This window comes from Bacillus sp. EAC (genome assembly GCF_002156875.1).
In the GTDB taxonomy this organism is placed as follows: Bacteria; Bacillota; Bacilli; order Bacillales; family Bacillaceae_G; genus Gottfriedia.
Genome location: NZ_NCSY01000010.1, coordinates 154,802 through 168,583, shown reverse-complemented (window position 1 = coordinate 168,583; position 13,782 = coordinate 154,802). Strand labels below are relative to the sequence as shown.

General features: G+C 30.6%; 15 protein-coding genes. 11 read left to right on the top strand and 4 right to left on the bottom strand.

Annotation, left to right across the window (positions count from 1 at the left end):
* Nucleotides 1–120 precede the first annotated feature (120 nt).
* Nucleotides 121–306: a YkvS family protein gene (locus B7R65_RS16895; RefSeq protein WP_069035503.1), complete on the bottom strand. Its 186-nt coding sequence runs from the start codon at nt 304–306 to the stop codon at nt 121–123.
* Between the two features lie 177 nt (nt 307–483).
* Here B7R65_RS16895 and B7R65_RS16890 point away from each other — a divergent pair, with 177 nt between their 5' ends.
* From B7R65_RS16890 to B7R65_RS16860, 7 genes are all read left to right on the top strand, one after another.
* On the top strand, nt 484–792 hold the full coding sequence (locus B7R65_RS16890) for a hypothetical protein (protein WP_088044009.1): 309 nt from the start codon (nt 484–486) through the stop codon (nt 790–792).
* Between the two features lie 541 nt (nt 793–1,333).
* A complete protein-coding gene (locus B7R65_RS16885; RefSeq protein ID WP_088044008.1) occupies nt 1,334–1,528 on the top strand; it encodes a hypothetical protein in 195 nt (64 codons plus the stop codon).
* Nucleotides 1,529–1,873: 345 nt separating this feature from the next.
* The gene (gene nrdI, locus B7R65_RS16880) at nt 1,874–2,233 is read left to right on the top strand and encodes a class Ib ribonucleoside-diphosphate reductase assembly flavoprotein NrdI (protein WP_088044007.1); all 360 of its coding nucleotides are present in this window, start codon (nt 1,874–1,876) and stop codon (nt 2,231–2,233) included.
* A complete protein-coding gene (gene nrdE / locus B7R65_RS16875) occupies nt 2,220–4,304 on the top strand; it encodes a class 1b ribonucleoside-diphosphate reductase subunit alpha (RefSeq protein ID WP_088044006.1) in 2,085 nt (694 codons plus the stop codon). Before nrdI ends, nrdE begins: the two co-directional genes overlap by 14 nt.
* Before the next feature lie 179 nt (nt 4,305–4,483).
* The gene (nrdF, locus tag B7R65_RS16870; protein ID WP_088044005.1) at nt 4,484–5,452 is read left to right on the top strand and encodes a class 1b ribonucleoside-diphosphate reductase subunit beta; all 969 of its coding nucleotides are present in this window, start codon (nt 4,484–4,486) and stop codon (nt 5,450–5,452) included.
* Nucleotides 5,453–5,470: 18 nt separating this feature from the next.
* Nucleotides 5,471–6,439, top strand: a complete 969-nt coding sequence (locus B7R65_RS16865; RefSeq protein WP_088044004.1) for a quinone oxidoreductase family protein — start codon at nt 5,471–5,473, stop codon at nt 6,437–6,439.
* Nucleotides 6,440–6,487: 48 nt separating this feature from the next.
* On the top strand, nt 6,488–6,622 hold the full coding sequence (locus B7R65_RS16860) for a YvrJ family protein (protein WP_088044003.1): 135 nt from the start codon (nt 6,488–6,490) through the stop codon (nt 6,620–6,622).
* A gap of 512 nt (nt 6,623–7,134) precedes the next feature.
* Here the strand turns inward: B7R65_RS16860 and B7R65_RS16855 are convergent.
* The gene (locus B7R65_RS16855) at nt 7,135–8,367 is read right to left on the bottom strand and encodes a two-component system sensor histidine kinase NtrB (RefSeq protein ID WP_088044002.1); all 1,233 of its coding nucleotides are present in this window, start codon (nt 8,365–8,367) and stop codon (nt 7,135–7,137) included.
* A 125-nt stretch (nt 8,368–8,492) separates the two neighbouring features.
* Here B7R65_RS16855 and B7R65_RS16850 point away from each other — a divergent pair, with 125 nt between their 5' ends.
* Nucleotides 8,493–9,341, top strand: a complete 849-nt coding sequence (locus B7R65_RS16850) for a DUF72 domain-containing protein (protein ID WP_088044001.1) — start codon at nt 8,493–8,495, stop codon at nt 9,339–9,341.
* Here the strand turns inward: B7R65_RS16850 and B7R65_RS16845 are convergent.
* Nucleotides 9,338–9,751, bottom strand: coding sequence for a disulfide oxidoreductase (locus B7R65_RS16845; protein ID WP_088044000.1), 414 nt, complete (start codon nt 9,749–9,751; stop codon nt 9,338–9,340). The two genes, B7R65_RS16850 and B7R65_RS16845, sit on opposite strands and share 4 nt — an antisense overlap.
* A 176-nt stretch (nt 9,752–9,927) precedes the next feature.
* Entirely contained in the window at nt 9,928–10,632 is a 705-nt protein-coding gene (gene deoD / locus B7R65_RS16840) for a purine-nucleoside phosphorylase (RefSeq protein WP_088043999.1), read from the bottom strand.
* 301 nt (nt 10,633–10,933) lie between these two features.
* Here deoD and B7R65_RS16835 point away from each other — a divergent pair, with 301 nt between their 5' ends.
* The 3 genes from B7R65_RS16835 to B7R65_RS16825 all read left to right on the top strand — a co-directional run bounded on the left by B7R65_RS16835 (nt 10,934) and on the right by B7R65_RS16825 (nt 13,755).
* Nucleotides 10,934–11,668 (top strand): hypothetical protein, encoded by a 735-nt coding sequence (locus B7R65_RS16835; protein ID WP_088043998.1) that lies wholly within the window; start codon nt 10,934–10,936, stop codon nt 11,666–11,668.
* Between the two features lie 10 nt (nt 11,669–11,678).
* Complete coding sequence (locus B7R65_RS16830) at nt 11,679–12,497, top strand: HAD family hydrolase (protein ID WP_088043997.1); 819 nt, start codon at nt 11,679–11,681, stop codon at nt 12,495–12,497.
* A 370-nt stretch (nt 12,498–12,867) separates the two neighbouring features.
* Nucleotides 12,868–13,755, top strand: a complete 888-nt coding sequence (locus B7R65_RS16825; RefSeq protein WP_088043996.1) for a ComEC/Rec2 family competence protein — start codon at nt 12,868–12,870, stop codon at nt 13,753–13,755.
* The last annotated feature ends 27 nt before the right edge of the window (nt 13,756–13,782 follow it).

Here is a 13,782-nt window from a genome sequence, read left to right as displayed (position 1 = left end):
AATCATAAAAAAAAGTCCCGTGTAGCACACGGGACCTAAGACTGATTTAAATAACGAATGTTCAATAATGTTTACATCTATAAAGTAGAATTATGTAGAAAAAAATTTCTTCTACTAATTTTACTCGGCAGTTCTTACTATTTTATAGTTTTTATGGTTTACCACTGTAAGTGGCTCCATTTCCAAATCTCTAAAGTTTTCCATTATGGATATGTCAACAATGACAGAATTTTTATTTACTTTCTGAACTCTACCTTTTAACCCCTGTTTAAACTCAATGATATTCCCTGCTTCTGCAATTTTCATGAGCATTTCTCCTATAAGAAAGTTTTAACTTGACACCTTAATAATGCATGAAAACGGTTTAAAGGTAAAGAGAAAATTTAAATTTTTTTACAATTAAGTCTATTTTCTCAAATAATTATGTTTAAAAATTAAAAGAAAGGTAAAAATGGATGTAGCACTTTTTGGAGGTTACTTCTATTGAAAGACGGTAAAGATGAATATTTGTATGAATTAAGTGAAGAAATTTCTGAGTTAGTTAGCAGAAATACATTAATTGGTGATCCTATTTTATTTTTTGAGAATATCATTTTAATACCCTTTTTTGAAATGGTTGCAATTCTTGGAGAAGGTCATACGGCTGTCAATTTGGATTATTCAGGTTCAGGGGTAGCCATATTGCCGAAAGCTTTTTTAATTCTTAAAGATGGGAAAAGTGAAGTTCTTCTATTAAATAAAAAGATTTCTACTATGGGAGTAACTGAGAAAATCTTAGACGTAACATTTTAAGTTCCAAATCACGACTTTGTTTGATAATGTTAGAGTAAAGATTTTAAAATTAAGGCTCAATATCGTTTAATTCTTGTTTTATGTTAAAGGCTCTTTTTTAAGAATTGTTGCTTTAGTTATTGTAACTTTTAAGACAGACGTTGATTGAAACGGAAGGGTTCTCGATTACTGAGGTAAATGCGGAAAGGCTTAAGACCCCACAATCGTCAATAGGAAGGCATGCAATACCACGACGTCCTGTCGTAACGAATGCATGAACCACATCGTGTGGGCCTAGGCTCGACTCACGCCCCACGGAAAGCGAACATTCTAGGGTGGAAATCAACCTACATTTACTTAATTTGCAACGATGTATACAAAAACAGCCTAAGTAATTAAAGAATATAGAGATGCCACGATTCTCCTAATGAACAACTAACTTACCAGACGTTACGGTAGGGAACGAGGGGGAGGGTGGTGAGTTCATCCACTGAAAAGGAAACGGATTCTTTTTTAACAGAGCCAATTTTAAAAAATATTTCTACTATATAAGGGTGAGTTTATGGAACAAAATGAAATGATTAATTTAATTAATCAACTAGTTAATGGAGAAATACAAGAAATCGCAATAAAGAAAAGTGATTTTTTAACTTTTAGACAAATAATAGTAGCACGTGAGGATTTTAAGCATATTCGTGGAATTGCACAACATGGCGGCGATGTAATTTACACTTATAGTGAAATTGCTAGAAGTTAAAGAAATAGTGAAAACTTTATAACATTTAACTAAGTATTCATTAAAACTTTGCTAAAAAAAAAAGTTTTTTTCGACTTTTTTCTTGTTTAGCAAGGAGTTAATGAGTACTTTTTTTGTGAAAATGACAATCGGTCAATTGACAAAAAAATCGTTTTACACTTTATTGCACTCTTCTCCATTTTTTGTTAAATTTCTCTTATTGTTTCATTCTAGATGAACTTGTCGAAATGTTTATTTTTTAATTTGAGAAACTATATGTTGTGTTTGTTCTAAAAAGGTAATACAATATGTAGGTATATAACATGAGATTTTTCAATATTCTTACATATTAACGAGGGTGATTATATGGTGATAGTTTACAGCTCAATGACTGGCAATGTTAAACGATTTGTCAATAAAATTAGAATGCCGTCAATTCAAATAAAAGATGGACTTACAATTGAAGAACCGTATATTCTCGTAACTTATACAACTGGATTTGGTAGTGTACCTGATAATGTAAATCATTTTTTAAAACAAAATTCACACTATCTTAAAGCAGTAAGTGCAAGTGGTAATAGAAACTGGGGAGATTCATTTGCAGCCAGCGCGGATAAAATATCATCAACATATAACGTACCAGTTTTGTCAAAATTCGAAATGTCTGGGACAAATCGAGATATACAATATTTTCTTGAGGGAGTGAAAAAGCTTGAGACATATTGAGCTTAATAATGAATTAACGATTAAAAAGGATGGTTTTTTTGATCTTGCGAAAGATAAAGAAGCGTTACTTTGTTTTTTAAAAGAAGTGGAAGACAGAAAAATTCAATTTTCTACTATAAAAGAACGCTTAAACTATATGATTCAAGAAAACTATTATTATAACGTAGAGCTAGAATACTCCTTTAATGAAATAGAAAGAATGTATGACCTTGTATATAAAGCTGGATTTACGTTCCAATCTTATATGGCTGCATCAAAATTCTTTAAGGATTATGCCTTAAAAACAAATGATGGAAAATTTTATTTAGAAGGCTATGAAGATCGCATAGCAATAGTTGCTCTATATCTAGGTAGAGGCAATATTGAAAAAGCTTTAATATTAGCTAAGATGATGATTCAACAAAATTACCAACCTGCTACACCAACATTTTTAAATGCTGGTAGAAGTAGAAGAGGTGAAATGGTATCTTGCTTCCTGCTTGAAATGGATGACAGCTTAAATTCAATCGGTTTTCAAATTAATACGGCAATGCAGCTATCAAAAATTGGTGGTGGAGTTGCATTGAATTTATCTAAGCTTAGAGCTAGGGGAGAACAAATTAAAGAGATTGATAACGCTGCAAGTGGTGTTGTTCCTGTAATGAAATTATTAGAAGACTCATTCTCATACGCTAATCAGCTTGGACAACGAAAAGGTGCTGGAGCTACTTATTTAAATATTTTTCACTGGGACGTAATTGAATTTCTTGATACAAAAAAAATAAATGCAGATGAAAAAAGCCGCATTCAATCACTTTCGATCGGATTAATTGTTCCTAATAAATTCTTTGAATTGGCAGAGAAAAATGAGCCATTCTACGTATTCGCACCGTACACTGTATATAAAGAATATGGTATCTATCTGGATGATATTGACATTGATGAAAAATATGATGAATTAGTTAAGAATGATAAAATTAAAAAGAGAAAATTAGATTTAACTGCGAGAGATTTACTGGTTAAAATCGCAGCAATTCAATTAGAATCAGGATATCCATACTTAATGTATAAGAGTAATGCAAATAAGCAGCATGCTTTAAAGGATATCGGCGAAATTAAAATGTCTAATTTATGTACTGAAATCTTCCAGCTTCAAGAAACATCAGAAATTAATAATTATGGTTCTGAGGATCAAATTAAACGAGATGTAAATTGTAATTTAGGCTCTTTAAATATTGTTAATGTAATGGAAAATAAAGCTATAAAAGAATCAGTACATGTTGGTATTGAAGCTTTAACAGCTGTATCAGATATGACTGAGATTGAAAATGCACCTACAGTAAAAAAAGCAAATGATGAGCTTCATTCTGTTGGATTAGGTGCTATGAATTTACATGGTTATTTTGCAAAAAACGGTATTGCTTATGAAAGTGAAGAAGCAAAAGATTTCGTTCGAACATTCTTTATGATGATGAATTTCTATTCAATCGAAAAAAGCATGTTAATTGCAAAAGAAACAGGTAAAACATTCAAGGACTTTGAGAAAAGTGAATATGCAAAAGGTACTTATTTTGAAAAGTATACAGAGCAGTCATTTGAACCAAAATCTCAAAAAGTAAAAGAGTTATTTAACGGAATTTATATCCCAAACGAATTTGATTGGGTAACATTATGTAAGCAAGTACAAGCATATGGTTTGTATAACAGTTATCGATTAGCAATTGCACCTACACAATCAATTAGCTACATTCAGAATGCAACCTCTTCAGTTATGCCAATTGTAAATGTAATAGAATCTCGAACATACGCAAATTCTACGACTTATTATCCAATGCCATATCTATCTCAAAAAAGTTTTTGGTATTACAAATCTGCTTATGATGTCAATCAATATAAATTAATTGATTTGATTGCAGAAATTCAACAACATGTTGATCAAGGAATCAGTACGATTTTATATGTAAATAGTGATATCTCTACTAGAGAATTAGCAAGATATTATATCTATGCAAATAAAAAAGGATTAAAGAGTTTATATTATACTCGCACACGAAAACTTAGCGTTGAAGAATGTATCAGTTGTTCAGTTTAAGAATTGTGAAAGAATTAGAACTGTGTTGCTAGACATTAGATATGCAAATCATAGTCAATACCTGAACTATATCTAAATTAAATTTAATAATTATGCGAATTGGAAAGCTCGATTATAGAATGCAAAAGCAAACAATTCTATATTATCGGGCTTTCTTTAATGACTAGGGGGCAATATAAATGAAAGCTGTGAACTGGAATAAGAAGGAAGATGACTTTAGTTTAGTTTTTTGGAAACAAAATTTATCACAATTTTGGACAGAAGAAGAAATAGTCGTCTCTTCTGATAAAAATACATGGAACACTTTATCAAAAGATGAGCAGGATACATTTATAAAAGTACTAGGTGGACTTACTTTACTTGATACGAAGCAAGGTGGAGAAGGGATGCCACTTATTTTAGTTCATTTAAAGAATCTACAAGCAAAAAGTGTACTAGCCTTTATGGGAGCAATGGAAGAAGTACATGCGAAAAGCTATTCACATATATTTACAACACTTGCTACTGAAGATGAAATTGATGAGCTATTTAAATGGGTTGACGAGCACCCAATTTTAACGAAAAAGTCAGAACTAATCTCATCATATTACCTAAATTTATTAAAGAGAGATGTGTCATCTGAAGAGCTATATATGGCTATGGTAGCAAGTGTCTTTTTAGAGAGTTACTTATTTTATAGTGGATTTTTCTTCCCTTTATATTTAGCAGGTCAAGGTAAGATGACTGCAAGTGGTGAAATAATAAATCTAATTTTACGTGATGAAAGTATACATGGAGTATTCGTTGGGATATTAGCTCAGCAAATATATGAAGAATTTACAGAAGAACAAAAAACTCGACTGTATAAGGAAACAATGTCATTATTAGTTCAGTTGTATGATATTGAATTGCAATACACAGAAGACATCTATTCATCAATCGGCTTAGTAGATGAAGTAAATAAATTTATCAGATACAATGCAAATAAAGCACTTATGAATTTAGGATTTGATCAGTACTTTGAAGAAGAGGACATTAATCCAATCGTTCTAAATGGTTTGAAAACAGATACAAAAAACCATGATTTTTTCTCTGTAAAAGGTAATGGGTATGTAAAAGCTGTTACAGTGGAAAAATTAACAGATGAGGATTTTATTTTTGAATTTTAACAGTTAGGAAGTATGTCTATGAAAGCATTAGTTTTTAAAGAGTTCGGTAGTTCAGATGTTTTGAAATTTGAAGAGGTAGAACGGCCAATCATATCAGAAAATGAAGTATTGATTGAGATGAAGGCTGTTGGGGTTAATTTCGCTGATATTTACCGTCGTAAAGGTAATTATCATTTAGCTGGAAATCCGCCTTATATATTAGGTTACGAAGGTGCAGGTATCATTTCAGAAGTTGGTTCGAATATATCAGATTATAAAATCGGAGATAGAGTTGCATTCGCTGATGTACCTTACGCAAATGCTGAATATGTTGCTGCAAAAGATTCTCATATTGTCCCGATTCCTAATGAAATTAGTTTTGAGATTGCTGCATCCATCATGCTACAAGGATTAACTGCTCATTACTTGATTAACGATAGTTATAAAATAAAAGCTGGAGACATAGCGCTTGTTCATGCTGTTGCAGGTGGGGTTGGTCAGTTGTTAACTCAAATGATTCGACTAAAAGGTGGCGAGGTAATCGGACTGACCTCCTCGCAAGAAAAAAGAGAAAAAGCTCTATCAATAGGTGCGAAAGAAGTTTTTCTTTATAACGAGAATTGGGTTGGGTTAACAAAAGATTTAACAAAAGCAAAACATGGTGTTGATGTAGTTTATGAATCCGTAGGTTCTACAATAATGGATAGTTTTGAAGCAACGAAAGTACATGGTACAGTGGTATTCTATGGAATGGCTGGCGGAGATCCTGTTCATATTGATCCGAGAATGTTAATGGATACTTCAAAGACATTAACGGGTGGAGACTTATGGAATATCCTTATTTCCAAAGAAGAAAGACTAAATAGAAGTAATGAATTATTTACTTGGATTGCTAATAAACAAATTGAGATTCAAGAACCGACCGTTTTTGAATTAAAAGATGGTAAACTAGCACACGATTTATTGGAAAGTAGAAAATCTACAGGTAAAATAATTTTAACGGTTTAATGAAAAAAAGTTTTTCCCCTTTATCTATATCGAAAAGGGGGAGATGAAATGGAACTTTGGTTTAATTTTATTAAAGAAGTAGGATTTCCAATTGCAGTTACATTGTATCTTTTATATCGAATTGAACATAAATTAGATCATGTGATTGTTTCAATAAAGGAACTTCCAAACCAAATCAAATGAACGGTGTAAAAATTAGATTCTCTTTATTTTAACGAACATAATAGTACTTAAAGGTGACCAAAACTTTACTGTTTTGGTCTTTTTTTGCTATTTCGTAGACTTTGTTGCTAGTAAAGTAAATAAAGAAATGAATAGATTGTTGATTTTATGGAGTTTTTGATAAATTAAACTGGTAATCAAGAAGATGGTTGGAGCAGAGGGTGCGAGACGCCTGTGAGTGATTATGGGACAGGTGAGACCCACGCAAGGCGTCAAAAACGTAGGTATGGTTTTACCACGACGACCTGTTGTAACGCATGCATGACCCACGTCTTGTGGCCTAGGAGGCTCATCACCCGACCAACGGAAGGCAAGTATTCTGAAGTGGAAATCTAGAATGGTAAAAGCCTTTTTATTTGGATGTTTAAAATGTATAGAATTTATAGGTTTTAGCAATTTTAATTTGAAAAAACTAAAAAAAGCTGTCAGAAACAATCGCGACAGCTTTAAATAGACTATTCATATAGGAGACATTATTTAACTGGTAATGTGATTGTAAATGTCGTGCCACTTTTACCACTAAAGACAGAAATTGTACCATTGTGATTTTGAATTATTTTCTTTGTTAAAGATAGACCAAGCCCTGTGCCATTGTCTTTAGTTGTAAAAAACGGATCAAATATATAAGGTAAGTCAGCTGGAGGAATTCCAGACCCATTATCTTTAAAGACGATATAAATTAAATCATTTTCAATAAATGTTGAAAAATTTATTGTAAGTAAACCATCTTTTTTTGCATCTAATGCATTATGAAATAGGTTAAGAAATACTTGAACCAGTTGATTTTTATCAAAGTATATTTTGTTTTCATTTAATTCAGTTGATAGATTATATTCGATGTTGATATTATTCAAGACTGTCTCACTAAATAATAATTGTTTCATGTAATTGGATAAAAAGTTATTAATTAGAATGGGTTCGGGTTTATAGTTTGCATTTTTGGTGATTGATAAAAAGTCAGTTATTATATTGTTGGCTCTGTCTAATTCTGGTATTAATAAATCGTTAAATAATTGTTTATATTGGCTTGGTGATTCTTCTTGTAGGAATTGTAAATAGCCTCTTACTGTCGTAAGTGGGTTACGTACCTCATGAGCAATACCTGCAGCGATTCTTCCTGACATGGCTAGTTTCTCAGATTCCCTGGCGTCATTTAAATTATGAAATACACCTATTACTCTAGCAATATCACCTTCTAAATCCCGAATAATACGAGTATTAATAATTCCATAATCAATATTTAATATTTCCTTATTATAAAACTCTTCACCTGAATAGAGAGTTTGTAATAAGAAAATATCTTTCTCATCTATTTTTAGGAGCTCTTTAATATGTCTACCAATGTATTCATATTTTTTTATCTTAAAATCTAAGGCAACTTGCTGGTTGTACAAAGTAATAATGCCATTTTTATCTATAAATAATACTTGATGTGGGAAAGCATCGTATACTGATTGCAATGTTCTTTTACTATTAGTTAAAAAAGTTGAAAATTTATTATGTAATGATGGTGTCTGATCTATTTCAAAATGAGGTTTATTAAAAGTTTCTTCATTAGTGGGTTGTTTTGTGCTGTATAATTCACGAGTTTCATTTGAAAATATAGAACCAGAATCTATTGTACTTAGGATTTTTTCATATGATTTTATTTTACCTTCAAGTTCAGCAATTTTATTATTTAATTCTTTAACTGTCTCGTTAATCATTTACACTATACTCCAATTTCTACTAAAATAAGTTTATACCATAGTCATTATATCAAACTATATCGTTTATTTTAATGAAAATTAGAAATAATTATTTAATAATGAAATTTAATTGGGAGAGGGTTATGGAAATAAAAATTGGAGTCACTGGTTGGGGAGATCATGATAGTTTATATCCAGATCGTATTCACTCATCGAAAAAACTTAGACAATATTGTACACATTTTCCAATCGTGGAAATTGATTCTTCCTATTATAGTATTATGCCTCAATCGAATTTTCAAAAATGGTCAAATCAAACAACACCTGATTTTTCATTTATTGTAAAGGCATATGGAGGGATAACTGGACATGCGAGACAAAATTATTCAAAAGAAGAACAAATACAATTATTAAAGCCATTTTTGGAATCTATCCAACCATTAATTGAACATGACAAACTTAAAGGAGTATTATTTCAATTTCCACCTTGGTTTAATTGTAAAAAAGAGAATGTGGATTTTTTAAGAACACTTAAAAATGAACTAGAAAATATACCATCAATACTAGAATTTCGAAATCAATCATGGTTTCTTCCTCAGTTTTATGATCAAACGCTGAATTTTATGAAGGATGAAGGATGGATTCATTCCATTTGTGATGAACCACAAGCAGGTACTGGAAGTGTTCCAATTGTATTACATGCTACGAATAAGGAATTAACGATTATACGATTTCATGGACGTAACGTTTACGGTTGGAATCATAATGGTCAAGAAAATTGGCGCGAGGTCCGTTACCTTTATCGATATAATGAAGTGGAATTAATTGAATGGGTTGAAAAACTAGAAATTTTATCGAAACAAACGAAGGAAATATGTATTTTGTTTAATAATAACTCTGGTGGAGATGCAGCTGATAACGCAAAACAATTAATGAAGCTGCTAGGTATTGAATTTGGACCATCATCTACCGAGCAGCTCGAGTTATTTTAATTTGATTTTTTAATTAAATAAATAGAAAAAATAGTAATAAGAAGAAATGCAACAAATGCTAACATTGGGATCGTAATAAATCCAAATAAATTTAAATAATCACCTGTGCAAGGAACGGGTCCACACTGCGTTGCAGTTTCTTTTAGTGCAGGTACTTTTTGGATGAGTATATGATAAATCGAAATACACATACCTATTAAAGATAATGGTAGTACATAAATAATGTCATTTATCTTATTTTTATAAAAGGCAATGCCTACAATAAATACGATTGGATACATGAAAATACGCTGATACCAACATAACGAGCATGGAATCCAATGGTTAAAAATTGAAAAAGATAAACTACTAAGTGTTGCGATAATGCTAACAATCCAAACGAAAAATAAGATTGATTGGTTTTTTTTCATAAATGACCTTCCCTACTATATATTCGATATTGCTATTGTACCGTTGAATGAGAGAAATGTGGAACAAAAAGTCATAGATTTTAACGATAAAAAACGATAATTCACTATTTATATACATATTAAAAAGCCTGGAAAATATTATCCAGGCTTTTATTAATTCAAAATATTAATTTATATTAAGAAATTGCAGCATCTAAAGCTATACGAATCATATCGTTAAAAGTAGTTTGTCTTTCTTGCGCAGAAGTTTCTTCACCAGTAAAGATATGGTCACTAACAGTTAAAACAGTAAGGGCATCTACATTATGTTTTGAAGCAATTGTATATAACGCAGTTGTTTCCATTTCAACAGCCAGTACGCCATAATCTCCTAACTTCTGAACCATATCCATATTTTCTCGATAGAACACGTCAGCCGTTAATACATTTCCTACTTTAACATTTAATCCTTTATTTACAGCACCATCGTATGCTTTCTTTAATAAATCAAAGCTAGCACATGGAGCAAAATCAAAACCTGGGAATGTTAATCGATTCATATTTGAATCAGTACAAGTTGTCATTGCAATTATTACATCGCGTACCTTAACGTCCTTTTGAATACCTCCACACGTACCTACACGAATTAATGTTTTAACACCGTAACTATTAATAAGCTCATTCACGTAAATGCCAATGGAAGGGATACCCATACCAGTTCCTTGAACAGAAATTCTTTGACCTTTATATGTACCTGTGAAACCAAGCATCCCACGAACTTCGTTATAACAAACAACATCTTCTAAAAATGTTTCTGCAATATATTTAGCTCGTAGTGGATCACCTGGTAATAAAATTTTGTCAGCAATTGCACCTTGTTCTGCACCAATATGTATACTCATTTAAAAATCCTCCTTAAAAAGTTAATACAATAAACTATCTGCATCAATATTTTAGTTTCTACATTTCAAATAAAAACATTCTTGATTAAACTTTTACATAAAGGAAAAAGCGTATCGAACGTAGTACATATTAAATATAGAAGTTTTGCTAAAAAACTAAATAAACTAGTTCAGATAATTTATGACGAATTTTAATTATTACATATGTGAAGAAATATTGAAAGAGTTTACATGTAGAATTTAGCCTACTGTAAACTACTAGAAAACTTGACTATTCTATCATTATAAGGGGACTAAAATGATGAAATTTCGTTATACTGTATCATTATGTATCGGTATATTAATTATCTTATTAATTGGCAATCGGTTTCTAACTAATCAAAGTACTGTTTCAAATGGTAATCAAGTGAATCCGATTAAGTTTCAAAAAGTAGAGTGGAATCTAAGTACTAAAACTAATACACAAAAGGTAGACATACACTCTAAATCCATAAGTGTACCCCAGCGTGATGAAATAAAAGTATTCATTACTTCAGAATCACTTAAATCTTATAAAGTTATTGAACCTATTTATAATGGGAAAAATCGTTTTACATTTAATTATCATTTTAAGAAAAAAACACCTTATTTTGTAAGTATCTTTATAAATAACCAAACAATCGATACAAAAATATTCCAAAAAAATAAGGAACAAAAGCAAGCATTATTTCCAACATCGATTTTAACCAAAAAGTTTGATGATTTCCAAGTATCATTATTATTTGATTCGTTGCTTACAAAAAATAAGAATACTCTTAACTTCGAATTTACTAACTTCAAAGGTCATCATCCTAAAATGAGTAATCATCAAATTTATATTGTAAGTGAAGATGGGTCATTTTTTAAAATATTGAATTCTTCATCTAATAAAACTAAATTAAAGTATGAATTAACACTACAGCAGGAAGAAATGTATAAGATTTTTTATGAATTTAATTTAAATAATAAGAAGGAATCTTTTAGTTATATAATAGATGTAAAAGATAAAGTGAATTAAGGAGTATCGCATGCATAACTTATTACAGAATTCAAAAGTATTAGTGTTTGATTTAGATGGAACTTTGTATGATGGAACTGAACATTATGATTATTACGCGAAGCTTTTAGCAAAAGAAATCAGTGAAGAAAATAGAGTAAGTTTTGAGAATGACTACAAAAAAATAAAAAATCTAGACCATGCCTTAACAATCGGAAAAGTCTATGATTCGAAAAGAGACTTAATCGTTACATTAGATCCTATAACAATGAGACCGATACAAGTACATACATGGGAAGGTCAGTTACTTTCAAAAGATGAACTTGAAGAAAATTATTTTGATAAAATAAACTTTGAATTGCCGTTCATTCCTGTAGGCGATGGATGGTGGCTTCCATTAGTAACTAGCTATCATTATGGTGCCAGAGATGTTTATCATTGTTATGATAAAACGAAAGAATTTATGGCTACAGAAGATTTTATAATACCTTCTATAAAAGGATTAAAAGAAGGTCTAAATAATGTGAAAAACACCAAAAAATTAGTTTTATTAACGAACTCAGATCGAGCGGATGTAACTCGACTGTTGGAATTAATAGGATTAACACAAGTATTTCATTTGGAAATTACGGATGGGAAAAAACCTTTGGAAACTGAAAAGCATTTAAAAAGCATTATGGAAAAATATAGTGTGCTACCTCATGAAATCGTCTCAATCGGTGATAATTTTATTAATGAAATTTCTCCAGCTTTAAAATTAGGTATGCATGGAATTTATATAACCAACGAACCTTTTCAAATCATAAGCGATACATTATTAGTCGTAAAAAAATTAGAAGAAGTATTTTAAAAAAACGCTGAATAATTGAACTGAAATCCCCTCCAAATAGTAGACACAACTAGTATTTGGAGGTGAAGTTCAATTATAAGCGTTTTTTTGTTAAAGTTTATTATTGAAATTAAATAAGGCTCTTTTCTATAAGATTGCTGTTTTTAATACCAAAATTTTTCAAAAATGCATACAAGTTGATTGGAGCGGATTTGCCATCGCTACTAGGAGGCTCAATTGTTCGACCGTTAAATGGAATCACATTTTAGTTAATTTAAAAATGTAGTATACGAAAGCTTTAAGAAAAACTTTATCACTTGGTTAATTCTACTGATAAAGCATACATACTTTTGAAAAAGGAAAGAGAAAATAGTATTAGGAGGAAGTGTGAATGATCAACCAAAATAAACTTTACTCTCTAATAATTAGTTTCTTGATTCTTTTCACTACAATTTTTGGCGTAACTAGTAAGATAGAGGCTCGATCACTAAATAATGGTTACATTACCCATCCTTTATTAGTCTATTTCTTAGATGTAGGACAAGGAGATAGTATCATCATGATTATGCCGAATGGTAAAACAATTCTTATTGATGGAGGGGATGTTGAGCATGGAAATGACGTAATTAAAAAGATAAAACGACTTCATATTAATGAGATTGATTTACTCGTAAGCACTCATCCAGATATAGACCATATCGGGGGATTACTAAAGGTAATGAATAAAATAAGAATTAAAAATATATTAGATAGTGGAAAAAAATATAATTCACACTCATATTATTTGTATAAAAAGGAAGCATATCAAAAAAATATTCCGATACAAATTGCAAAGATTGATGATAAAATTTCTCTCGACCCAAATGTAGAAATCACAGTTTTAAATAGTGGTAAACCTAAATTATCAAATAATGACAGTTCAATCGTATTAAAAGTTACTTATGAAGAAATATCCTTATTATTAACAGGTGATATCGAAAGTAAAGCAGAAAAAAGGCTATTGAAAGATGAGAGTATTGATGCCCAAGTATTAAAAATTCCACATCATGGTTCTGCTACATCCACTTCAGAGAAATTTCTATTTGCCGTAAATCCAACAGTAGCAATTCTCTCGTATGATAAATTTAATTTATTTGGACACCCGCATCGTTCTGTGATGAAGCGTTTAAATCACTTAGGAATTAAGCATTATACAACAGATGAGTATGGAGATATAGAATTAGCAACAAATGGGAAAAAACTATATATTGAAAAAGAAGAAGTATTGGTTAATCCGTGAAACCGATACTTTTTTTTGTCACAAAAA

Bases quoted from the DNA above. Each gene is read 5' to 3' on its own strand.
- B7R65_RS16895 (WP_069035503.1), bottom strand. From the start codon at position 306: ATGAAAATTGCAGAAGCAGGGAATATCATTGAGTTTAAACAGGGGTTA.
- B7R65_RS16885 (WP_088044008.1), top strand. From the start codon at position 1,334: ATGGAACAAAATGAAATGATTAATTTAATTAATCAACTAGTTAATGGA.
- nrdI (WP_088044007.1), top strand. From the start codon at position 1,874: ATGGTGATAGTTTACAGCTCAATGACTGGCAATGTTAAACGATTTGTC.
- nrdF (WP_088044005.1), top strand. From the start codon at position 4,484: ATGAAAGCTGTGAACTGGAATAAGAAGGAAGATGACTTTAGTTTAGTT.
- B7R65_RS16865 (WP_088044004.1), top strand. From the start codon at position 5,471: ATGAAAGCATTAGTTTTTAAAGAGTTCGGTAGTTCAGATGTTTTGAAA.
- B7R65_RS16860 (WP_088044003.1), top strand. From the start codon at position 6,488: ATGGAACTTTGGTTTAATTTTATTAAAGAAGTAGGATTTCCAATTGCA.
- B7R65_RS16855 (WP_088044002.1), bottom strand. From the start codon at position 8,367: ATGATTAACGAGACAGTTAAAGAATTAAATAATAAAATTGCTGAACTT.
- B7R65_RS16850 (WP_088044001.1), top strand. From the start codon at position 8,493: ATGGAAATAAAAATTGGAGTCACTGGTTGGGGAGATCATGATAGTTTA.
- B7R65_RS16845 (WP_088044000.1), bottom strand. From the start codon at position 9,751: ATGAAAAAAAACCAATCAATCTTATTTTTCGTTTGGATTGTTAGCATT.
- deoD (WP_088043999.1), bottom strand. From the start codon at position 10,632: ATGAGTATACATATTGGTGCAGAACAAGGTGCAATTGCTGACAAAATT.
- B7R65_RS16835 (WP_088043998.1), top strand. From the start codon at position 10,934: ATGAAATTTCGTTATACTGTATCATTATGTATCGGTATATTAATTATC.
- B7R65_RS16830 (WP_088043997.1), top strand. From the start codon at position 11,679: ATGCATAACTTATTACAGAATTCAAAAGTATTAGTGTTTGATTTAGAT.
- B7R65_RS16825 (WP_088043996.1), top strand. From the start codon at position 12,868: ATGATCAACCAAAATAAACTTTACTCTCTAATAATTAGTTTCTTGATT.